We start from the raw sequence: 20,182 nt of genomic DNA on the forward strand, positions 1-20,182 counted from the left end.
TGCCGCGTCGGAAACCGCTGTCGAAAAGGAAACCGGTACCGCAACGGAAACCGGTACCGCAACTCAGACCGGGCCCAAAACAGAAACCGGTACCGCAACTCAGACCGGCACCGCAGCGGACACCGGATCGCAGCGAAACCGGTACCGCAACAGAAACGGAGCCCCTCGCGGCGCGAGGGACCCCGGCGTCGGTCAGGCGCCGACAGCGGCCAGCGCCGGCGTGCGTGCCGCGTCGTACCGTTCCAGCAGCACCCGCGCCACCTCGGGCGCCGCACCCAGCACGTCCGCCAGGACATCCGCCCCGGCCGCGCCTCGCGCGATGCGGTCCGGCAGAAAGCCGGGGGCCAGGACGTACGGGGCGACGGCGACCCGCGAGCACCCCAGCGCCCGCAGTTCGCGGACCACGTCCTCGGTGCGCGGGAACCCCGAGGGAGAACCGGCGGAGGCGAACGCAGGCCGCACGGCACACCAACCGGTGCGCCGCCACTCCCGCGCGATTTCTGCGATCACTGCGATCGCCTCCGGGTCGGTGGACCCCGCCGAGGCCAGCACGACCCCGGTCGAGGACTTGTCGGCGGGCGTCAGGCCGGCCTCGTACAGCCGTCGTTCCAGGACGGCGAGCAGCAGCGGCGACGGGCCGAGTACCTCGGCCTGTCTGATCCGCAGCTGCGCCGGAGCGTCCCGCAGGACCGCCGGGATGTCCGCCTTCGCGTGGAACGCCCGGGTCAGCAGCAACGGCAGCGCCACGACGTCACGGACGCCCTCCGCCGCCAACGACTCCAGCACTCCAGCGACGGAAGGGATGTTGAAGTCCAGGAAACCGGTCTCTACCCGCAGGCCCGGCCGCAACGACCGCACCCGCCGCACCAGGGCGTGCACGGTCGCTGCGTGCCGCGGATCACGACTGCCGTGGGCAATCACCACGAGAACGGGAGGAACCGGTTTCCTGTACATGGGACTTCAGCTCTTCACCAGCAGACCACGGCTTCGCAGCACCCACCGCTCCAGCGGACTGAAGATCAGCAGGTCGATGGCGATGCCGACGAACAGGATGAGCAGGATCGCCTCGAACACCATCGACATGTCACTGGCGTTGCGCCCGTTCTCCAGCAACTGACCGAGACCGACGCCGAGGTCGGGGAAGGACGCGATGATCTCCGCCGCCATCAGCGAACGCCACGAGAACGCCCAGCCCTGCTTCAGACCCGCCACATAGCCCGGCAGCGCGGCCGGCAACGTGATGTACACGGTTCCCCTCAGACCCGTCGCGCCCATGGTGCGACCCGCCCGCAGGAACAGCGGCGGCACCTGGTCGACGCCGGACACCAGTCCGTTGGCGATGGACGGCACCGCGCCGAGCAGGATCACCGCGTACATCATCGAGTTGTTCAGGCCCAGCCACAGCACGGCCGGCGGCACCCACGCCACCGACGGCAGCGACTGGAGACCGGACAGGATCGGACCGATCGCCGCCCGCACGAACTTCACCCGTGCCACCAGCAGACCCAGCGGGGTGCCGATCGCCAGCGCGAAGAGGAAACCGAGCAGACCGCGCGAGACGCTGGTCCAGATGTAGCCGAGCAGCTTGCCCTCGAGCCAGGCGTCCTGCAGCGTCCGCCAGACGTCCAAGGGAGAGACCAGCTTGGTCGGGTCGTCGACGACCTTGTAGGTGATCTGCCAGACGATCAGCAGCAGCACCGTCGCCAGGATCGGCGGCAGGATCTTGTCGACGAAGGTCCGCCGAAAGGGCGTGCGGACGGCGGGCGCCACGACGTCCAGCGCGTCGAGCCCCGCCTCCACCCCGGCAAGCTCGGTGGTACCCGCCTTCGTCACCGTCGACTTCGTCTCAGTGCTGGCCATGACGGCGGATCTCCCCACGCAGGACTTCGGTGATCTCGATGGACAGTTCCGCCACCGGGGCGTCCTCGATCCGGCGTGGCTGCGGGATGTCGACGGTCCACTCGCGCGCGACCCGGCCGGGCCGGGAGGACAGCAGGACGACCCGCTGCGCGAGCCGTACCGCCTCCCGCACGTTGTGCGTGACGAAGAGGACGGACAGTCCCGTCTCCCCCCAGATCCGGGTGAGCTCGTCGTGCAGAACGTCCCGCGTGATGGCGTCCAGCGCCGCGAACGGCTCGTCCATCAGCAGCATCTTGCTCTCCTGCGCCAGCGCGCGGGCCATCGCCACGCGCTGCCGCATACCGCCGGAAAGTTCGTGAACACGCTTTCCGTACGCGCCCTTCAACCGCACCAGCTCGAGGAGCTCCTCGGCCTTGTCGCGCCGCTCGGTCTTCGCGACGCCCCGGAGCTTCAGGGCGAGCTCGATGTTCTTGCCCGCGGTCAGCCACGGGAAGAGGGCGTGCTCCTGGAACATCAGCGCCGGACGGCCGTCCGTCGTGATGGAACCGGCGGTGGGCTCGTCGAGCCCCGCCACCAGGTTGAGCAGAGTGGACTTGCCGCAGCCCGAAGCCCCCAGGAGGGTGACGAACTCGCCGGGAGCGACATCGAGGGTGATGTCGTCCAGGACGAGCTGCTGCCCGCCCGGCCCCGCGAAGGACTTCGAGACGTGCTCAAGCCGGGCCGCGTATTCCACGGACTCCGCGGACTCGGCGGCCTTGGCGAAGGTCGTGGCCATGGTCGTCACCTCCTGGGAACTCATCGGACTCCGATCAGCTGACGCCGAGACCGGCGTCGTCGACCGTGGACTCACCCTCGGCCTTGAGGACCTTGTTCAGGATGCTCAGGTCGTAGATGCCCTTGAGGTCGGGCTTCTCCAGCAGGCCCGCCTTGACCGCGTGCTCCGCCTCGCTGTTGAGCGTGGAGGCCAGCGGGTCGTTGATGAACTGGATCGACGTCCACGCCGGGTCGAGCACCTCGGTCGGCAGCGCCTTGCCGGAGTCCGTCTCCAGCTGCTTGTTCGCCGCGGCCTTGGCCGCCGCCGGGTTGGCGTTGATCCACTTGTTGGAGTCGACCGACCCCTTCAGCACCGCCTCGACGACCTTCGGGTGCTCGGTGAGGAACTTCTGCGACACGATGATGTTCGTGATCACGAACTTCTTGTCGGGCCACAGCGACGCCTCGTCGAGCAGCACCTTGCCGCCCTCGGCGACCAGCTTGGACGCGGTCGGCTCCGGCACCCAGGCGCCGTCGAGCGAACCGGCCTTGAAGGCGTCCGGAGTCACCTTGTTGTCGCTGCGGACCACGGTGACGTCGCCCTTGCCGCTCTGCGCGTCGACCTTCCAGCCCTGGTCGGCGATCCAGTTCAGGAACGCCACGTCCTGCGTGTTTCCGAGCTGCGGCGTGGCGATCTTCTTGCCCTTGACGTCCTTGAGGGACTTGATCTTGTCCGGGTTGACGACGAGCTTCACACCGCCGGACGCCGAACCGCCGATGATGCGCAGGCTCTTGCCGGCGGACTTGGTGAAGCCGTTGATCGCCGGGGAGGGGCCGATCCAGCCGATGTCGATGGAGCCGGCGTTCAGCGCCTCGATCTCGGACGGGCCCGCGTTGAAGGTCGCGTACGACGCCTTGGTGGCGCCCAGCGCCTTCTGGAAGATGCCCTGCTCACGGCCGACCAGCGCGGTCGCGTGCGTCAGGTTGCCGAAGTAGCCGATCTTGACGGTGTCGAGCCCGTCGATCTTCTCCGATCCGGCGGCGACCTTCTCGTTGGCGTTGTCGTCCTTGGCGTCGGAACCGTAACCGCAGGCGGCGAGGGCGAGCAGGGGAAGGGCCGCTGCGGCGGCGATGCCGCGGCGAAGAAGAGCTGAGCGGTTGGCAGGCACGGGAGGGGTTCCTCTCGTTGGCCCGGCGGTCACGGATTTTCAGGTCGTGGCCGGGAAATCGGCAAAGGGTTTTCGTCGCTTCCGGGACGGCGGGTGGGGGGACGGGGCGCGCAGGCAGTGCGCGTACGTCAGAGCGCACATCGCGCGACTCCGCCCTGCCCGCTGCCGAGGGCGCCGCTGCCGATGCGGCCGCCCTCCTTCGCGAACGTGGAGTAGAAATCGGTTGTGGTCATTTTCAGAAGTCCCAACCGTCGTCGTCGGACTCGTCCTTGACCGGCTCCGGCGACGCGAACGACTCGCCGACCATGCCCGCGGTGAGCGTGGTGCCGTCGGCCGGGTCGATCAGGATGAACGAGCCGGTGCGGCGGGAGTCGGCGTAGGAATCCACCGGAAGCGGTTCCGAGGTGCGGATCTTCACGCGGCCGATGTCGTTGGCGACGAGCTGTCCCGGGTGCGGGTGCAGGGACAGGTCGTCGAGCGTGAGTCGGGACGGGATGTCCTTGACGATCGCCTTGACCGTGCGGGTGCCGTGCTTGATCAGCACCCGGTGCCCGACGGTCAGCGGCTGGTCCGCCACGTGGCACACGGTCGCCTCGACGTCCTGTGTGGTGGGCGGCGCGTCCTTGGTGGGCACGATCAGGTCGCCGCGCGAGATGTCTATGTCGTCCCTGAGCAGCAAGGTCACCGACTGGGTCGTCCACGCCGCGTCCACCGGCTCGCCCAGCAGGTCGATGCCGGCGATCGTCGAGGTACGGCCGGACGGCAGAACCGTCACCGCCTCACCCACATGGAACGTGCCGGCCGCGATCTGGCCCGCGTATCCCCGGTAGTCCGGGTGCTCGGCGGTCTGCGGACGGATCACGTACTGCACGGGGAGCCGTGCGTGGCAGTGCGCCAGGTCGTGACTGACCGGAACCGTTTCCAGGTGTTCCAGGAAGGTCGGCCCGCCGTACCAGTCCATGTTCGCCGACGGATCCACCACGTTGTCACCGGCGAGCGCCGAGATCGGGATCGCGGTGACCTCGGGAACGCCGAGCTCGCTCGCGTACGCCGTGAACTCCTCGGCAATCTCCGCGAAGACGGTTTCCCTGTACTCGACGAGGTCCATCTTGTTGACGGCGAGGACGACGTGCGGAACACGAAGCAGGGCCGCGATCGCCGCGTGCCTGCGGGTCTGTTCCACAACCCCGTTGCGGGCGTCGACCAGGATCACCGTCAGCTCGGCCGTGGAGGCACCCGTCACCATGTTGCGGGTGTACTGCACATGGCCGGGCGTGTCGGCGAGGATGAAGCGGCGCCGGGGCGTGGCGAAGTAGCGGTAGGCCACGTCGATGGTGATGCCCTGCTCGCGCTCGGCGCGCAGGCCGTCGGTGAGGAGCGCCAGGTCGGGGGTGTCCTGACCGCGGTTCGCCGAGGCACGCTCCACGGCCTCCAGCTGGTCGCTGAGGATCGACTTGGAGTCGTGCAGGAGCCGGCCCACGAGCGTGGACTTGCCGTCGTCGACGGAACCGGCGGTGGCGAACCGCAACAGGGTCGTGGCCGAGAGTTCCTCGGAGGTGATCGTGCTCATGCTTAGAAGTACCCCTCGCGCTTGCGGTCTTCCATCGCGGCCTCGGACATCTTGTCGTCGGCGCGGGTGGCGCCGCGTTCGGTGAGCCGGGAGGCGGCGATCTCGGCGATGACGTCGTCGAGCGTCACCGCGTCGGAGTCGACGGCGCCGGTGCAGGACATGTCGCCGACGGTCCGGTAGCGCACGAGGCGCTTCTCGACGGTCTCGCCGTCCTTCGGCCCGCCCCACTCACCGGCGGTCAGCCACATCCCGCCGCGCCGGAAGACCTCCCGGTCGTGCGCGAAGTAGATCTCGGGCAGTTCGATGCCCTCACGGGCGATGTACTGCCAGACGTCGAGCTCGGTCCAGTTGGACAGCGGGAACACCCGGACGTGCTCACCGGGGGCGTGGCGGCCGTTGTAGAGGTTCCACAGCTCCGGGCGCTGGCGGCGGGGGTCCCACTGGGAGAACTCGTCGCGCAGGGAGAACACCCGTTCCTTGGCGCGGGCCTTCTCCTCGTCGCGGCGTCCGCCGCCGAAGACGGCGTCGAACTTCTCGGACTGGATCCTCTCCGTCAGCGGAAGCGTCTGGAGCGGGTTACGCGTGCCGTCGGGGCGTTCGCGCAGCGCACCGCGGTCGATGTAGTCCTGGACGGAGGCCACATGGAGGCGCAGCCCGTGCGCGGCGACGACCCGGTCGCGGTACTCGAGGACCTCGGGGAAGTTGTGCCCGGTGTCGACGTGCAGGAGCGAGAAGGGGACCGGGGCCGGGGCGAAGGCCTTCAGGGCCAGGTGCAGCATGACGATGGAGTCCTTGCCACCGGAGAACAGGACCACCGGGTTCTCGAACTCGCCCGCCACCTCGCGGAAGATGTGCACCGCCTCGGACTCCAGCGCGTCCAGGTGGCTGAGGGCGTACGGGCTGGCCGTGCCCTCCTCGGCCTCGGCGACGGTCGTCGTCATGCCAGTCCCCTCTCGGTGAGCAGGGCGTACACCGACGCCGCGGACTCCTGCACGGTCTGGTCCTGGGACTCGATCCGCAGATCCGGCGACTCGGGGGCCTCGTAGGGGTCGTCGACCCCGGTGAGCCCGGTGAGTTCGCCCGCCGCCTGCTTCGCGTACAGACCCTTCACGTCCCGGACCGAGCACACCTCGACCGGGGTCGCCACGTGCACCTCCAGGTAACCGGTTCCGCTCTCCTGATGGCGCTTGCGCACCGCTTCACGGCTGTCTGCGTAGGGCGCGATCACCGGAACCAGGGCCGTGACGCCGTTACGGGCGAGCAACTGGGCCAGAAAACCGATGCGCTGCACGTTGATGTGCCGGTCCTCGCGGCTGAAACCGAGGCCCGCGGAGATGAACTCACGGATCTCGTCGCCGTCGAGCACCTCGACGCGGTGGCCCTCCTCGCGCAGCCGGCCGGCCAGCTCGTACGCGATGGTGGTCTTGCCGGCGCTCGGCAGACCCGTGAGCCAGACGGTGGCTCCGGTCGTCACGTGGTTCTCCCGGTTCGTAGAAGTGGGGGTGGGGGTGGGGATGTTCGTGGAGGTCGAGGCCATGGCGGTCAGCCGTGCAGCCCGCACTCGGTCTTCGCGCGTCCCGCCCAGCGGCCGGCGCGCGCGTCCTCGCCCGCCTGCACCCGGCGGGTGCACGGGGCGCAGCCGACGGAGGCGTAACCGTCCATCAGCAGGGGGTTGGACAGCACCCCGTGCTCGGTGATGTACGCGTCGACGTCGTCCTGGGTCCAGCGGGCGATGGGCGAGATCTTGACCTTCTGCCGCTTGTCGTCCCAGCCGACGACCGGAGTGCCCGCCCGGGTGACGGACTCGTCGCGCCGCAGGCCGGTGGCCCAGGCCCGGTAACCCGTGAGGCCCTCCTCCAACGGCTGCACCTTGCGCAACTTGCAGCACAGGTCCGGGTCGCGGTCGTGCAGCTTCGGCCCGTACTCGGCGTCCTGCTCGGCCACCGTCTGTCGCGGGGTGAGCGTGATGACGTTGACGTCCATCACGGCCTCCACCGCGTCGCGGGTGCCGATGGTCTCGGGGAAGTGGTAACCGGTGTCGAGGAACACCACGTCCACGCCCTTCTGGACCCGGGACGCCAGATGCGCGACCACGGCGTCCTCCATCGAGGACGTCACGCAGAACTGCTTGCCGAAGGTGTCCACCGCCCACTGGAGGATCTCCAGCGCGGAGGCCTCCTCCAGATCGCGGCCGGCCTGTTCGGCCAGCGCCTTCAACTCCTCGGTGCTACGGCCTTCCTGAAGCGTCGTCATATCCGGTCCTCTCCCGGGTCGGTGCGCTGAACGCCCCGGGCGAGCAGCCCGAGGAACTTCAGCTGGAATGCGCGATTGCACGCCGCGCATTCCCAGGCGCCGTGACTGGCTTCCGCGGCTTCGCTCGGACGAAGGTCCTCGTCGCCGCAGTAGGGGCAGTAGAAAGGGGCGGCCCGCTCGCTCATGAGAGGGCCTCCTCGCTGGCGCGCGTGGCCCAGACCGCGAAGCGCTCGCCGTCCTCGCGCTCGTCCTGGAACCGCTTCAGTACGCGTTCCACGTAGTCCGGCAGCTCCTCCGAAGTGACCTTCAGACCACGGACCTTGCGGCCGAAAGCGGCTTCCAGCCCGAGCGCTCCGCCCAGGTGCACCTGGAAGCCCTCGACCTGCTCGCCCTGGTCGTTGAGGACCAGCTGACCCTTGAGACCGATGTCCGCGACCTGGATGCGGGCGCAGGCGTTCGGGCAGCCGTTGATGTTGATGGTGATCGGCTCGTCGAACTCCGGGATGCGGCGCTCGAGTTCGTCGATCAGGGTGGAGCCGCGCTGCTTGGTCTCGACGATGGCGAGCTTGCAGTACTCGATACCGGTGCAGGCCATGGTGCCGCGCCGGAACGGGGAGGGCTTGGCGGTCAGGTCCAGCGCCTCCAGCGCCTCGACCAGCGACTCGACCTGCCCCTCCTCGACGTCGAGGACGATCATCTTCTGCTCGACGGTGGTACGCACCCGACCCGAGCCGTGCGCCTCGGCGAGCTCCGCGATCTTCGTCAGGGTGGCGCCGTCCACGCGGCCGACGCGCGGGGCGAAACCGATGTAGTAACGGCCGTCCTGCTGGCGGTGCACACCGACGTGGTCGCGCCAGCGCTCGACGGGGGCGGCGGGCGCCGGGCCGTCGGTGAGCGCGCGCTTGAGGTACTCGTCCTCCAGGACCTGGCGGAACTTCTCCGGGCCCCAGTCGGCGACCAGGAACTTCAGGCGCGCCCGTGTGCGCAGACGCCGGTAGCCGTAGTCGCGGAAGATGCCGATCACGCCCGCCCAGACGTCCGGGATCTCGTCCAGCGGGACCCAGGCGCCGAGCCGTACGCCGATCTTCGGGTTGGTGGAGAGCCCACCGCCGACCCACAGGTCGAAGCCGGGGCCGTGCTCGGGGTGCTCGACGCCGACGAACGCCACGTCGTTGATCTCGTGGGCGACGTCCAGGAGCGGGGAGCCGGAGATCGCCGTCTTGAACTTGCGCGGCAGGTTGGAGAACTCTTTGCTGCCGATGAACCGGCGGTTGATCTCCTCGACGGCCGGGCTGCCATCGATGATCTCGTCCTCGGCGATGCCCGCCACCGGCGAGCCGAGGATCGTCCGGGGCGTGTCACCGCAGGCCTCGGTGGTGGAGAGACCGACCGCCTCGAGGCGGTTCCAGATCTCGGGCACGTCCTCGATGCGGATCCAGTGGTACTGGACGTTCTGCCGGTCGGTGAGGTCGGCGGTGCCGCGCGCGAACTCCTGCGAGATCTCGCCGATCACCCTCAGCTGCTCGGTGGTGAGTCGGCCGCCGTCGATGCGGACGCGCAGCATGAAGTACTTGTCGTCCAGCTCCTCCGGCTCCAGGATCGCCGTCTTGCCGCCGTCGATCCCCGGCTTGCGCTGGGTGTACAGCCCCCACCAGCGCATCCGGCCGCGCAGATCGTTGGGGTCGATCGAGTCGAAGCCCCGCTTGGAGTAGATCGTCTCAATGCGTGTCCGCACATTGAGACCGTCGTCGTCCTTCTTGAACTGCTCGTTGCCGTTGAGCGGGGTGAAGTGTCCCGCGGCCCACTGGCCCTCACCGCGGTGACGGCTCACCTTGCGGCGGGGAGTCTCGGCGGCAGGGTTCTGCGGGGTGGCGGCCATGGTTGATACGTCCTTCGGGACAGCGGAGGAAGGTGTCGGCGCGTGGCGCCGTCCGTGCGGGGTGCGGGTCGGTGACGTGCGGCGGCTCTGACCTGCGTGCGGGCGCATGGAGATACGTGCGCGTCATTGCGCAGGCGGGAGGACTCGAGCGGAGATGTCCGGCGCTGCCGCGGCCCGTCAGCTCGCCGGACAGATGGCGCTGGACATGCGGCCGAGGTCGACGTGCCGCCGACTCACCAAGGCAATTCCAGTTCCGGACATGGCGAAAGCGTGTCACGGCGATCTGGACACAGTCCAGCTTCGTCCGCGATGCGGACACCCTGGTCCCGAAATGTGAGACAAGGGTGTCCTCGATCACATGCCCTGTGAGGCCTCTTGTCGGCGCAGGTCACAGCCGGTATGAGCAAGGGGTCAGACCGGGAGGGCGCCCGGCCAGGGGCCCGGCGCGGACACCTCGGGCTGCTCCTCGACCTTGGTGTCGAACAGCTTGAAACCGCGCCGCTGATAGTTGTCCATGGCGTGCTCGCCGTCCAGGCTGCACGTGTGCAGCCACACCCGCTTGGTCTGCGGCAGCCCCGGCCAGCGGTCCGTGAGGTCCCAGGCCCGAGCGGCGCCGTACGCCAGCAGGTGCCCGCCGATGCGCCGCCCTCGGAAGGCCGGGAGCAGACCGAAGTAAACGATCTCTACGACACCGTCGTCCTGCGGCTCCAGCTCCACGTACCCGGCCGGCGTGCCCCGGTCGTAGGCGACCCAGGTCTCGACCCCCGGACGCCCCAGATGCTCCTGCCACTGCGCGTACGTCCAGCGCAGCCGGTCGATCCAGCGGATGTCCCCGCCGACGGACGCGTACAGGAAACGGCTGAACTCGGGGGAGGGGACCTCGGAGCGGACGATCCGGACGTCGCCCTCGGGCGCGGCGGCCGGGAGGACGTCGGTCGGGTCGGTCTGCTCCAGGGACCAGGTGGTCACGGGGATGTTGGTCATGCCCGTCAGGGAATCATCTACCCGCTTGTTCTGTCGATCGAGGCCAGCGGCAGCGCGAAGAGCGCACGTCCCGACTGGGTCCAGACCTCGCCTGTCTCCTCCCAGTAGGAAAGGGATTCGGTCTGCGGGCTCCAGCAGCTGTGCGTTTCCTCGGCACCGCACACGGCCGCCTCGGATCCGCCCGTCCTGTCGTCCTCGTCGTCACTGGCGCCGGCGTCCTGCCGCCACAGCGTCCCTTGTTCCTCCTGCGGGCCGGCGGCACGGGTCACGTACCACTCCGCCCCGTACGACAGCACGCCCCGTACGCCCGTCACCTTCGTCCGGTAGGCCTCCGAGGCCCGTACCCGGCCGGTGGCGCTCGTCGCGAGAAGTCCCTCGTGGCCGGGGGCGCCGCTGAAGGGGTAACGCCACAGGCGGGCGGTCCGGTCGCCGTCGTCGCGGGTCCACTCCCCGGCGACCAGGCTGTCCGGCACGGTGCTGCGGTCGAGGGAAACGGTTGCCGGGTGCGGGGCGTCGGAGCCGCCACTCAGCTCGTAGGAGCCGATGGCCGGCAGTACGAAGCGGTAACCGTTTGCGGACCAGCCGCCCGGCACCCGCCCGACCGCGTCATCGGTGATACCCGCCCGCTGGACGCGGTTCATGTCGTACACATAGAGCGCCGTACGGTCTCCGTCGTCGGCGGTGACCAGCAGTTTGTCCTGGTACCAGACCATGCCGGAGACATGCGAGACCAGTCCCCGGTAGTCCCGCCCCTCGTCCACCGGGACGGCGAGCAGCGCCCAGGTGTAGGTGAGGTGGCTCAGGTCGCCCGCGTTCACGAAGCCGACCCGGGCCAGACCCCGGTCGGCGGCCGGGCCGCCGCTGCGCGACCAGCCGGAGAGGATCACCCGGTTCGAGCCCCAGACACCGTCGTCGTCCGCGTCCCCCGACGTGGTGACCGCGCCCGGCTGCCAGCCCTCGGTGTCGTCCGTGTTCCAGCAGTAGGCACGGGAGGCCACGGGGGAGACGGGCAGGGCCCTGCGCTCGCCTGCCGAGCAGTCGATCGCGTCCCGCAGGGTGCGGTCGGCCTCGTCCAGCACCGCGCCGACGCCGACCGGTCGGCCCATTCCCGCGGCGAGCCGGTCCAGGGAGGCCTGCGGTACCCGGTTCTCCGTCAGGCGCAGTTTTCCGATCTCGGCCGAGGCCGTAAGCGGTTTCAGATCCCCGGGTCCGTCGTCGGTGACCGTGGCCTGGGAGGCGCTGATCATGGTGGCGGCGACGGTGAGCGCGAGGGCGGTTCCGGAGAGGAATGCGCGCAGTGCCCTGCCTCGTCTGCGCCGGCGGTGTCGGCCACGTTGCTTCATTTGCCCTCCCGAGGCGGGCCAACTGCGCCTGATGATCCGTACGTTGACCGAGGAGCAGGTGGGGTGACCCGTAGAGGGATGCTACGGCAGTCGGGCGCCGTCAGGGGCGAAGACCCCGCAAATATGCGGAAGACGCCACCGGAAGGACGCGGGTGAGCCATGGTCGCTACGGTGCCGCCGCCCGGTTTCTCACCACTGCGGGCGCGGTCGAATGCGGTAGCAGACCCTTCGGATCTTCCGGCAGGAGCACCTCGACCTCGGCGTCCTCGCAGAAACGATACGGCCGATGTTCCAGAAAACCCCCGAGATACCGCCGCACCCGGGACATCTCGGCCCGCACCGTCACCGTACGGCCCGAGTCGCCGAACACGTCCTCGGCCAGGCCCGCCGCGCTGCGGCCGCCACGGTCGGCCGCCAGCAGGTAGAGCAACTCGGCGTGCCGAGGACTGAGTTCGTGGGACCACGACCCCGCGCCCCCCGACACCGTCACCGACCAGCGCCGGGGCCGGGTCAGATCCAGCACGATCCGGGTCGCGCCGCGCGGCAGCGGCTCGGCGGTCTCGTCCACCGACCGCACCAGCCAACCCCCGGCCAGCGGCTCGATCGAGCAGAGCCCGAGCGCCGGGAGCCAGCGGCGGCCCGGGGACGGCGACTTGGGCAGCGCGATCCGGCTCGCGTACGGCATCCCGGTCACCGCGGCCGTCCACCCGTCCGCGTCCACCGCGGCCGCCCGGCCGCCCAGCCGGGCCAGCACCGGTGCCGCCACCGCGCGCAACCGCTCGAGCGAACCAAGGTGCCTCACCCGAAGCCTCGACTCGGCGAGCTTCGCCACCGAGTCGACCCAGGCGAGCGTGGCCGGATGCATCGTCTCGAGCGGCCCGCTGACATCGACGACGCCGAGCAGCCGGCCGTTGCGCGGGTCGGTGATCGGGGCGCCCGCACAGGTCCAGGCGGCCTGCGAGCGCACGAAGTGCTCGGCGGCGAACACCTGCACGGGGCGGCGCACCACCGCCGGCGTGCCCACGCCGTTGGTGCCGACGACGTCCTCGCCCCAGTCCGCGCCCAGCTCGAAACCGAGCCCGTCGGCCTTGCGCAGCACGGGTCCGCAGCCCTCGCGCCACAGCACCCGGCCCTCCTCGTCGGCGACGACCATGATGTGGTGCGCGACGTCCGCGACCGAGAGCAGCCCCTCGCGCAGCACCGGGAGCACCTCCCGCAACGGCGACGCCTCCCTCCTGCGCCGCACCTCGTCGGCGCTGAGCAGCCCCGCTCTGAAGTCGTGCTCCGGGTCGACACCGCTGCGCAGCATCCGGTCCCAGGACTGCTCGATCACGGGACGCGGGGCCACACGCGCCTGCTGACCGGCCAGCCGGGCGTCGCGCACCTCGCTGAGCACCCGCGCCGCCCGCGCGGCGTCGACGGCCGCGAGTTGCGGCACGTTCATCCGTGGCATCACCACTGGGCCTCCCGTGAGCACACAGTCGGACAATCGGATGTCAAGTTTCTGCACCGAATGTTTCCGGTCTTGCTGAAGGCCCCCATCTTGCCGCCCACGGGTGACGGAGGGGCACAGTCCGGTCACAACCACCGATGAGTTGCAACCCCCTGCAACCCTGGTGAACATCCACAGGGTGTTTGAAACTTGAGCCACGTCGTCCCGAGCGGCGATTCTGGCCTCGCAGGGCCATTGCGGCGGGGGTGGTGCCGTGTCGGCGCAGCACCACCCCCGCTTCCTGTTCGCGCAGGCCGGCGCGGTCAGGAGCGAGGCGCGGCCCGCTCGACGATCGACGCCAGGTCCAGGCTGTGGGGCAGTGTCCCGAAGGCCGCGCCCCCGTCCCCGCCCAGCCGCGAGGCGCAGAACGCGTCGGCCACCTCCGGCGGCGCGAATCGCACGAGCAGTGCCCCCTGAAGCACCAGAGCGAACCGCTCCGCCAGTCGGCGCGCCCGTCCCTCGACGCCGTCCAGATCAGCCAGTTCCGTCAGCAGGCTCTTGGTCGCCCTGTCCAGCCGGTGATCGGCCCCGCGCGCCTGCCCCACCTCCTGGAGATAGGCGTTCAGTGCCTGCGGCTCCCGTTGCAGTGCGCGCAGCACGTCCAGTGCCTGGACATTTCCCGCGCCCTCCCAGACCGAATTCAACGGCGACTCGCGCACCAGCCGGGGCATCCCCGACTCCTCGACGTAACCGTTTCCACCCAGGCACTCCGACGCCTCCACCGCCAGCGGCGCACAGCGCTTGGTCACCCAGTACTTGGCCGCCGGAACCGCGATCCTCAGCAGCGCCCGCTCCTGCTCCCCACCGTCGTCATAGGCCGCCGCGAGCCGCAGCGCGAGCACGGTCGCCGCCTCCGACTCCAGCGCGAGGTCGGCCAGAACGTTGCGCATCAGCGGCTTGTCGACGAGCTTCCCGCCGAACGCCTCACGGTAGGTGCAGTGATGGATCGCCTGCGCCACCGCCTGCCGCATCAGCCCCGCCGAGCCCAGCACACAGTCGAGCCGCGTCGCCGCCACCATGTCGATGATGGTGCGCACCCCGCGCCCCTCCTCACCGACCCGACGGGCCCACGTCCCGTCGAACTCGACCTCGGCGGACGCGTTGGACCTGTTTCCCAGCTTGTCCTTGAGCCGCTGGAGGCGGAAAACGTTTCGGGAACCGTCTTCCAGCACGCGCGGCACGAGGAAACAGGTGAGCCCGCCTTCGCCCCGGAAAGGGGTTGCCTGCGCGAGCACCAGGAAACCGTCCGACATGGGCGCCGAACAGAACCACTTGTGGCCGGTCAGTTCGTACGTTCCGTCCTCGGCGAGAGGCGTGGCGACCGTCGCGTTCTCCCGTACGTCGCTGCCACCGTGTTTCTCCGTCATTCCCATGCCGAACAGCGCCCCGGCCTTCAGCCGGGCCGGGCGCAGCTCACGGTCGTAGATCGTGGACGTCAGCCGCGGCTCCCACTCGGCGGCCAGCTCCGGATCGGCGCGCAGCGCGGGCACCGCCGCGTGGGTCATGGACAGCGGACAGCCGTTGCCCGCCTCCACCTGCGTCCACACCAGAAAACCCGCCGCCCGACGCACATGCCCACCCGGCCGCACCCAGGCATCCGTCAGATGGGCCCCGACGCCCTTGCCGAGCAGCCGGTGCCACGCCGGATGGAACTCCACCTCGTCGATGCGGTGGCCGTAACGGTCGTGCGTAAGCAGTTTCGGCGGATGTTCGTTCGCCTGCACCGCCCACTCCTGCAACTGCGCCGATCCGGCGGCCCGGCCGAGCGCCGACAACTCGCCGTGCGCCTCGTCGAGCAGTTCCGGATCGAGATGCCGTTCCACGGCCGCCACCAGCGCTTGATCGGCGCCGTACACGTCGTACCCGGTCAGGGGCGGGGGCTGGTTGGTCACGGTGTGCGTGGTGCCTGCCATGGCCCGAACCTACCCCCGGGTACGACGGTCATGGCCATCCGGGAGCCCGCGAGCCGCTCCCCGACCCGGTGAAGCGGCCTTGCCGGAGGTGAGTGCAGCCCCGAACGGCGGATACCTTTAGGGCGTGCAGCCAGGAAGTCAGTCACCCGAGCAACCCGGGAGCCCCACCGGGCGTCTCCACCGGGCGCGTGCCCTTTACCGGAACGTTTCCAAGCGACGGACAGCCTGGCTGCTGTTGAAGGACACCGTCAACTCCTGCATCGAGTACCGCATCCTCGGTCTCGCCGCCGAAGCCGCTTTCTTCACGTTGCTGTCCGTGCCGCCGCTGCTGCTCAGCCTCATCGGCCTGCTCGGCTACGTCGACGACTGGACCGGTACCGACACCATCACCAGCTTGGAGGCCAACCTCCTCGACGCCTCGCGCACGGTCCTGTCGGACAAGGGCGTCCGGCAGATCGCCCAGCCGATCCTCGACGATGTGATGAAGGGCGGCCGCCCCGACGTCATCTCCATCGGCTTCCTGTTCGCCCTCTGGTCCGGCTCGCGCGCGGTGAACGTCTTCATCGACACCATCACCGTGATGTACGGCCTCGACGGCGTGCGCGGCATCGTCAAGACGCGGCTGGTGGCCTTCCTGCTGTTCGTCGGGGCCCTGCTGATCGGCTCGATCGCGCTGCCGCTGATGGTCGCCGGGCCGGACGCGGTGGTGCGGATCGTCCCCTGGTCGACCACCGTGGTGCAGGTCCTGTACTGGCCGGTCGTGATCGTCCTGTCCGTCGCGTTCCTGACAACGCTCTACCACGTCTCCGTACCCGTGCGCTCGCCGTGGATCGAGGACGTCCCCGGCGCGCTCGTCGCCCTCGCCATGTGGGTGCTCGGCAGTTTCCTGCTGCGCATCTACCTGACGAACACGATCGAGGGCGCCACCATCTACGGCTCCCTCGCCGCCGCCGTCGCCGTACTGCTGTGGATCGGTGTGTCCGCGTTCGCCGTGCTGGTCGGCGCCGCCATGAACGCCGCTATCGACCGGGTCTGGCCGGCCGCCGCGACGGCCGCGGCCCGCGCCGCCAACGAACGGCTTCGCGAGGAGGAGGCCGCGGAATATGTGGCCCGCATGGCGGCGATCCGCTCCCACGAGGACGACGACCCCGACGACCCCGACATGCCGTCCGAGTTTCCCGAGCGGTGGTCCCGCTTTCTTCCACCGGAGGACGTGACGGGACGTTTCCGGACGCATGTGAGGAGTTATCCGAAGGGACACGGGGGAAACGCCGGGAACGGGGAAGAACAGCCTCCGGAGAAGTGAGCCCCGGGCAGCGAAGCGAGGAGATGCGTCCCCGGAGCGCCCCGGAAACGCGGGAGCTACGCCTTCCAGACGCCCGCCCCCGCCGACTCCTTCGCGAACTCCGCGAAATCACGCGGCTCACGGCCGAGCACCTGCCGGACGCCGTCCGACAGGTAGGCGTTGCGGCCGTCCAGCAGTGACTCGAACAACTCCACCAGGAAAGCGACTTCCTCCGGCGGTACCCCGAACCCGGCCAACTGCTCGCCGTACTGAAGCGCCGGCACGGGGGTGTACGTCAGCTCGCGCCCGGCCGCCCGCCCGATCTCCGCAACCGCTTCCCGAAACGTCAGCAGCCGCGGCCCGGACACCTCCAGCGCCTCGCCCACGTACTGGTCACCCTCGGTAAGCGTTTTCACCACCACGTCCGCGACATCCCGCAGGTCGATGAACGGCTCTTGCACCTCCCCACCCGCGAACACCAGCTCCCCGCTCTGCCGCAGCCCCTCCACTAGCGGCCCCTCACTGAAGTTCTGCGCGAACCACGCGGCCCGTACGACCGTCCAGTCGGCGCCCGACGCCCGCAGCGCCTCCTCGGTCGGCAGCGCCCGCTCCTCACCCCGCGACGACAGCAGCACCAGCCGCCGCACCCCGAGTGCGACCGCCTCCCCGGCCAGCCGTCCCACCGCCTCGGCCGCGTCCGGCGCCCCCACATCCGAGGGATACACCAGGTACGCCGCGTCCGCGCCGCGCAGCACGTCCGCCCACGTCGAGGCGTCGTGCCAGTCGAACCCCTGGGCCCGCGAGGCCGTCCGTACCGTCAGCCCGGCCGTCCCGGCCGCCTGCGCCACCCGGCTGCCCGTACGACCGGACGCGCCGGTCACCACCACCGTCATCCGCTGTGCCGTGTTCTGTGTCATGCGTTCAGTCAACTGCCGTACACCGCACGGTCCCATCGCTGAACGGCTCATTCCCATAAGCGCGCGTCTACGCTGGCCTCATGGACGCTCCTCCACGTTCGAACATGCTCACGCGGGGGGACCCCCTCGCGGGCCTGCTGGAGGGTCCACGCGCGCGTGGCGCTCTCATGATCCGCGCGTGCTTCGACCCGCCGTGGGCCGTACGGGTCGAGGACCGCGCCCCGCTGACGGTGATGCTCATGGTGCGCGGCGAGGGCTGGGTCGTGCCGGACAAGGGGGAGGGCGTCCGCCTGCGGGCCGGCGACCTCGCCATCGCCCGTGGCCCCGCCCCGTACACCTGCGCCGATGTCCCCGGTACGCCTGCGCAGGCGCTGATCCTCCCCGGCGGAGAGTGCGCCTACCCCGACGGACGCCTCCTGAACGGCTCCATGGACCTGGGCGTGCGCACCTGGGGTGACCGCCTGGACGGCTCCACGGTCGTCCTGATCGGCACGTACCTGATGCAGGGCGAGATCAGCGGCCGGCTGCTCGACGCGCTGCCCCCACTGCTGTCCCTCACCTCCGACATCTGGCAGTGCCCGCTCACCCCACTGCTCATGGAGGAGATCGTCCGTGACGAACCCGGTCAGGAGGTCGTCCTGGACCGCATGCTCGACCTCCTGGTCATCGCCGCGCTGCGGGCCTGGTTCTCCCGCCCGGAAGCGGCGGCCCCGGCCTGGTACCGAGCACTGGCCGACCCGGTCGTGGGCCGCGTTCTGCGGCTGGTCCAGGACGACCCGGCGCACCCCTGGACCGTCGCGACCCTCGCCGCGAAGGCGGGCGTGTCCCGGGCGGCCATGGCCCGCCGCTTCAGCGACCTCGTGGGCGAACCCCCGATGACCTACCTCACCGGCTGGCGCCTCGCTCTCGCCGCGGACCGACTGCGCGACACCGAGGACACCATCGGCGCGATCGCCCGCCAGGTCGGTTACGGAAGCGCTTTCACCCTTTCCAGCGCCTTCAAGCGGGTGTACGGCGTCAGCCCACAGGAACACCGGACACGGGCGGCTTAAGGGGCCCAGGGGGGAGGGGAGGAAGAGGCACCCGGTCGGCGGTTTGGGGAAAGGGGCGGTCGGGGCGGTGGAGCAGACGGTGCGATGCCCTGCGCAGATAGGCATATCGGGAGGGAAACGGCCGGGGCGAGGTGACGGCAGCGTGTTTCGGTTGGCGTTTCGGTGGGTGTCTCGGTCCTGCGGCAACCGGCCTGACGCCGTGGCTACGACGGTGTCCGGATCGAGGCCGTGGAGCGCGGTAGCCGGCGGTATGCCGTTTCCTCGCCTTCCTCGCCGTGTCAGCTGGCAGTGCTGCGCCGGCGTGATGTGTTTCAGCCGCCCGGGCGCGGCTTCGTGACTCAGGGGGAATCCGGTTTCCGCCGCGGACGGACGCTCTGACACCGCGCGGTGCAGAGGCCCCGACCGCGCACGAGGCGGTGGCGGAAGCGAGCGGGAAGCGGTGGCGGGAGCCGCGGGAAGCGGTGCTGCTCCGTCTGCGTACCGGCACCCCGTGTCCCGGCGGCGTAGCCTGGCGTACATGTACGAGGAGCGGCCCTCCCGGCTGGCCGGGGCGGTGGTGTGGACGAACACGCCGTCCGCGGCACTCGGCGCACTCCCCGTACTCCCCGACGGCTGCATGGACCTGCTGTGGCGCGAGGGCAGACTGCTGGTCGCCGGACCGGACACTCAGGCTCATCTTCCCGAGGGCCCGCCCGCGTCCTGGGCCGGCATCCGCTTGTTCCCCGGCACCGCGCCCGCGCTGCTCGGCGTACCGGCCCATGAACTACGCGATCGCCGCGTTGAGTTGACCGACCTGTGGCCGGCACCGGAAGTGCGTCGCCTGACCGGCCGGGTCGCCGCGGCCGCGTACCCGGCGTTGGCACTGGAGGAGCTGGCGCTGGAGCGGGCGGCACCGCCGGACCAGGCGCTGCGGAGACTGGTCGCCGCCCTCGCCGCAGGTGCGACGGTGTCCGAGACGGCCGACGAACTCGGTCTCGGAGCGCGCCAGTTGCACCGCCGTTCGCTTGCCGCCTTCGGCTACGGCCCCAAGACGCTCGCCAGGATCCTGCGCCTGCAACGGGCTCTCGCGCTGGCTCGGCAGGGCGTGCCGTACGCGGACACGGCGAACCGGGCCGGTTACGCCGACCAGGCCCATCTCTCGCGGGACGTCAGGGAGTTCACGGGCCTCACGCTGGGCGCCCTGCTGCGCTGAGCGGGCCGGGTCACTGGGGGAGCGGTGCGAACAGGTCGACACCGTTGCCGTCGGGGTCGAGCACGACGGCGTAACGCTGGCCCCAGAAGGCGTCCCACGGCTTCAGGTCGCCTCGGTGACCGGCGCCCAGCAACTCCTCGTACACGGAGTCGACCTCGCCCGGTGTGTCACAGCGCAGCGCGAGTGAGGCCCGACCACCACCGGACGGCGGCTTCCACTCCGGATTGAACGACCGGACGGTGTCCTCGGTGTCCAGCAACAGCCGCAGTCCACCCGGCAGTTCGGCCTCTGTGTGCGGCTCCTGCTCGGCCCCCTCGGGAAAGGCGAAGCCGAGTCGGCGGTAGAAGGAGACGGACGCGGCCATGTCGGAGACGATCAGGCCGATGGCATCGAATCGTGGACTCATGCGGCAACGGTAGGCAGCGCCGGCGCGGACGGTCTTGAAAGAAACGGACACGCCCCGGAAAACCTTTCCGCACCCCCCGGACGGCGCTGGTGGCGGGAAACCCGACCAGGCGGA

The 20,182-nt window shown here is 70.1% G+C and carries 20 protein-coding genes; 3 read left to right on the forward strand and 17 right to left on the reverse strand.

All coding sequences use genetic code 11. From position 1 onward, the window contains the following. Positions 1–192: 192 nt before the first annotated feature. From ACIRPU_RS10775 to ACIRPU_RS10845, 15 genes are all read right to left on the reverse strand, one after another. Positions 193–954, reverse strand: coding sequence for a sirohydrochlorin chelatase (locus ACIRPU_RS10775; RefSeq protein ID WP_403864549.1), 762 nt, complete (start codon positions 952–954; stop codon positions 193–195). 6 nt (positions 955–960) lie between these two features. After that, the gene (locus ACIRPU_RS10780; protein WP_403864552.1) at positions 961–1,860 is read right to left on the reverse strand and encodes an ABC transporter permease; all 900 of its coding nucleotides are present in this window, start codon (positions 1,858–1,860) and stop codon (positions 961–963) included. Next, the gene (locus tag ACIRPU_RS10785; protein WP_384112934.1) at positions 1,847–2,659 is read right to left on the reverse strand and encodes an ABC transporter ATP-binding protein; all 813 of its coding nucleotides are present in this window, start codon (positions 2,657–2,659) and stop codon (positions 1,847–1,849) included. The genes ACIRPU_RS10780 and ACIRPU_RS10785 overlap by 14 nt, the downstream gene beginning before the upstream one ends. A gap of 10 nt (positions 2,660–2,669) precedes the next feature. Continuing rightward, complete coding sequence (locus ACIRPU_RS10790; protein ID WP_403864556.1) at positions 2,670–3,782, reverse strand: aliphatic sulfonate ABC transporter substrate-binding protein; 1,113 nt, start codon at positions 3,780–3,782, stop codon at positions 2,670–2,672. Positions 3,783–4,017: 235 nt separating this feature from the next. Next, positions 4,018–5,352 carry a GTP-binding protein gene (locus ACIRPU_RS10795; protein WP_355705991.1) on the reverse strand — a complete coding sequence of 445 codons (1,335 nt, stop codon included), beginning with the start codon at positions 5,350–5,352 and terminating at the stop codon, positions 4,018–4,020. Positions 5,353–5,354: 2 nt separating this feature from the next. Then, entirely contained in the window at positions 5,355–6,293 is a 939-nt protein-coding gene (cysD, locus tag ACIRPU_RS10800; protein WP_403864559.1) for a sulfate adenylyltransferase subunit CysD, read from the reverse strand. After that, positions 6,290–6,826, reverse strand: coding sequence for an adenylyl-sulfate kinase (gene cysC, locus ACIRPU_RS10805; protein WP_403864562.1), 537 nt, complete (start codon positions 6,824–6,826; stop codon positions 6,290–6,292). Before cysC ends, cysD begins: the two co-directional genes overlap by 4 nt. A 68-nt stretch (positions 6,827–6,894) precedes the next feature. Then, the gene (locus ACIRPU_RS10810) at positions 6,895–7,605 is read right to left on the reverse strand and encodes a phosphoadenylyl-sulfate reductase (RefSeq protein WP_403864565.1); all 711 of its coding nucleotides are present in this window, start codon (positions 7,603–7,605) and stop codon (positions 6,895–6,897) included. Further along, positions 7,602–7,790, reverse strand: coding sequence for a hypothetical protein (locus ACIRPU_RS10815; RefSeq protein WP_403864568.1), 189 nt, complete (start codon positions 7,788–7,790; stop codon positions 7,602–7,604). The genes ACIRPU_RS10810 and ACIRPU_RS10815 overlap by 4 nt, the downstream gene beginning before the upstream one ends. Beyond that, entirely contained in the window at positions 7,787–9,484 is a 1,698-nt protein-coding gene (locus ACIRPU_RS10820; RefSeq protein WP_384112949.1) for a nitrite/sulfite reductase, read from the reverse strand. Before ACIRPU_RS10820 ends, ACIRPU_RS10815 begins: the two co-directional genes overlap by 4 nt. A 177-nt stretch (positions 9,485–9,661) precedes the next feature. After that, a complete protein-coding gene (locus tag ACIRPU_RS10825; protein ID WP_309486338.1) occupies positions 9,662–9,745 on the reverse strand; it encodes a putative leader peptide in 84 nt (27 codons plus the stop codon). A 150-nt stretch (positions 9,746–9,895) separates the two neighbouring features. Next, positions 9,896–10,468, reverse strand: coding sequence for a GNAT family N-acetyltransferase (locus ACIRPU_RS10830; protein ID WP_384112952.1), 573 nt, complete (start codon positions 10,466–10,468; stop codon positions 9,896–9,898). A gap of 17 nt (positions 10,469–10,485) precedes the next feature. Then, entirely contained in the window at positions 10,486–11,811 is a 1,326-nt protein-coding gene (locus tag ACIRPU_RS10835; protein ID WP_403864572.1) for a hypothetical protein, read from the reverse strand. Positions 11,812–11,977: 166 nt separating this feature from the next. Further along, complete coding sequence (locus ACIRPU_RS10840) at positions 11,978–13,255, reverse strand: GAF domain-containing protein (RefSeq protein WP_403864575.1); 1,278 nt, start codon at positions 13,253–13,255, stop codon at positions 11,978–11,980. Positions 13,256–13,566: 311 nt separating this feature from the next. Then, positions 13,567–15,216 (reverse strand): acyl-CoA dehydrogenase family protein, encoded by a 1,650-nt coding sequence (locus tag ACIRPU_RS10845; RefSeq protein WP_403864579.1) that lies wholly within the window; start codon positions 15,214–15,216, stop codon positions 13,567–13,569. Positions 15,217–15,340: 124 nt separating this feature from the next. Between ACIRPU_RS10845 and ACIRPU_RS10850 the strand changes: the two genes are divergently transcribed. Further along, positions 15,341–16,522: a YihY/virulence factor BrkB family protein gene (locus ACIRPU_RS10850; RefSeq protein WP_403864582.1), complete on the forward strand. Its 1,182-nt coding sequence runs from the start codon at positions 15,341–15,343 to the stop codon at positions 16,520–16,522. 56 nt (positions 16,523–16,578) lie between these two features. Here ACIRPU_RS10850 and ACIRPU_RS10855 read toward each other — a convergent pair whose 3' ends face one another. Continuing rightward, positions 16,579–17,418 (reverse strand): NmrA family NAD(P)-binding protein, encoded by an 840-nt coding sequence (locus ACIRPU_RS10855; protein WP_403864585.1) that lies wholly within the window; start codon positions 17,416–17,418, stop codon positions 16,579–16,581. A gap of 80 nt (positions 17,419–17,498) precedes the next feature. Between ACIRPU_RS10855 and ACIRPU_RS10860 the strand changes: the two genes are divergently transcribed. Both ACIRPU_RS10860 and ACIRPU_RS10865 read left to right on the forward strand, forming a co-directional pair. Continuing rightward, a complete protein-coding gene (locus ACIRPU_RS10860; RefSeq protein ID WP_403864588.1) occupies positions 17,499–18,470 on the forward strand; it encodes an AraC family transcriptional regulator in 972 nt (323 codons plus the stop codon). A 517-nt stretch (positions 18,471–18,987) separates the two neighbouring features. Next, positions 18,988–19,662 carry a helix-turn-helix domain-containing protein gene (locus ACIRPU_RS10865; protein ID WP_403864591.1) on the forward strand — a complete coding sequence of 225 codons (675 nt, stop codon included), beginning with the start codon at positions 18,988–18,990 and terminating at the stop codon, positions 19,660–19,662. Between the two features lie 10 nt (positions 19,663–19,672). Here the strand turns inward: ACIRPU_RS10865 and ACIRPU_RS10870 are convergent, their stop codons facing one another. Next, on the reverse strand, positions 19,673–20,068 hold the full coding sequence (locus tag ACIRPU_RS10870; protein ID WP_403864594.1) for a VOC family protein: 396 nt from the start codon (positions 20,066–20,068) through the stop codon (positions 19,673–19,675). Positions 20,069–20,182 lie beyond the last annotated feature (114 nt).

It is taken from the genome of Streptomyces sp. NPDC102259 (assembly GCF_044766465.1).
Classification (GTDB): Bacteria; Actinomycetota; Actinomycetes; order Streptomycetales; family Streptomycetaceae; genus Streptomyces.

Excerpts from the sequence above, each read along its gene's own strand:
- ACIRPU_RS10845 (WP_403864579.1), bottom strand. The coding sequence starts at position 15,216 with ATGGCAGGCACCACGCACACCGTGACCAACCAGCCCCCGCCCCTGACC.
- ACIRPU_RS10825 (WP_309486338.1), bottom strand. The coding sequence starts at position 9,745 with ATGTCCGGAACTGGAATTGCCTTGGTGAGTCGGCGGCACGTCGACCTC.
- ACIRPU_RS10835 (WP_403864572.1), bottom strand. The coding sequence starts at position 11,811 with ATGAAGCAACGTGGCCGACACCGCCGGCGCAGACGAGGCAGGGCACTG.
- ACIRPU_RS10830 (WP_384112952.1), bottom strand. The coding sequence starts at position 10,468 with ATGACCAACATCCCCGTGACCACCTGGTCCCTGGAGCAGACCGACCCG.
- ACIRPU_RS10820 (WP_384112949.1), bottom strand. The coding sequence starts at position 9,484 with ATGGCCGCCACCCCGCAGAACCCTGCCGCCGAGACTCCCCGCCGCAAG.
- ACIRPU_RS10860 (WP_403864588.1), top strand. The coding sequence starts at position 17,499 with ATGGACGCTCCTCCACGTTCGAACATGCTCACGCGGGGGGACCCCCTC.
- ACIRPU_RS10785 (WP_384112934.1), bottom strand. The coding sequence starts at position 2,659 with ATGAGTTCCCAGGAGGTGACGACCATGGCCACGACCTTCGCCAAGGCC.
- ACIRPU_RS10840 (WP_403864575.1), bottom strand. The coding sequence starts at position 13,255 with ATGAACGTGCCGCAACTCGCGGCCGTCGACGCCGCGCGGGCGGCGCGG.
- ACIRPU_RS10775 (WP_403864549.1), bottom strand. The coding sequence starts at position 954 with ATGTACAGGAAACCGGTTCCTCCCGTTCTCGTGGTGATTGCCCACGGC.
- ACIRPU_RS10780 (WP_403864552.1), bottom strand. The coding sequence starts at position 1,860 with ATGGCCAGCACTGAGACGAAGTCGACGGTGACGAAGGCGGGTACCACC.
- ACIRPU_RS10855 (WP_403864585.1), bottom strand. The coding sequence starts at position 17,418 with ATGACACAGAACACGGCACAGCGGATGACGGTGGTGGTGACCGGCGCG.
- cysD (WP_403864559.1), bottom strand. The coding sequence starts at position 6,293 with ATGACGACGACCGTCGCCGAGGCCGAGGAGGGCACGGCCAGCCCGTAC.
- ACIRPU_RS10815 (WP_403864568.1), bottom strand. The coding sequence starts at position 7,790 with ATGAGCGAGCGGGCCGCCCCTTTCTACTGCCCCTACTGCGGCGACGAG.
- ACIRPU_RS10865 (WP_403864591.1), top strand. The coding sequence starts at position 18,988 with ATGTACGAGGAGCGGCCCTCCCGGCTGGCCGGGGCGGTGGTGTGGACG.
- ACIRPU_RS10870 (WP_403864594.1), bottom strand. The coding sequence starts at position 20,068 with ATGAGTCCACGATTCGATGCCATCGGCCTGATCGTCTCCGACATGGCC.
- ACIRPU_RS10810 (WP_403864565.1), bottom strand. The coding sequence starts at position 7,605 with ATGACGACGCTTCAGGAAGGCCGTAGCACCGAGGAGTTGAAGGCGCTG.
- ACIRPU_RS10795 (WP_355705991.1), bottom strand. The coding sequence starts at position 5,352 with ATGAGCACGATCACCTCCGAGGAACTCTCGGCCACGACCCTGTTGCGG.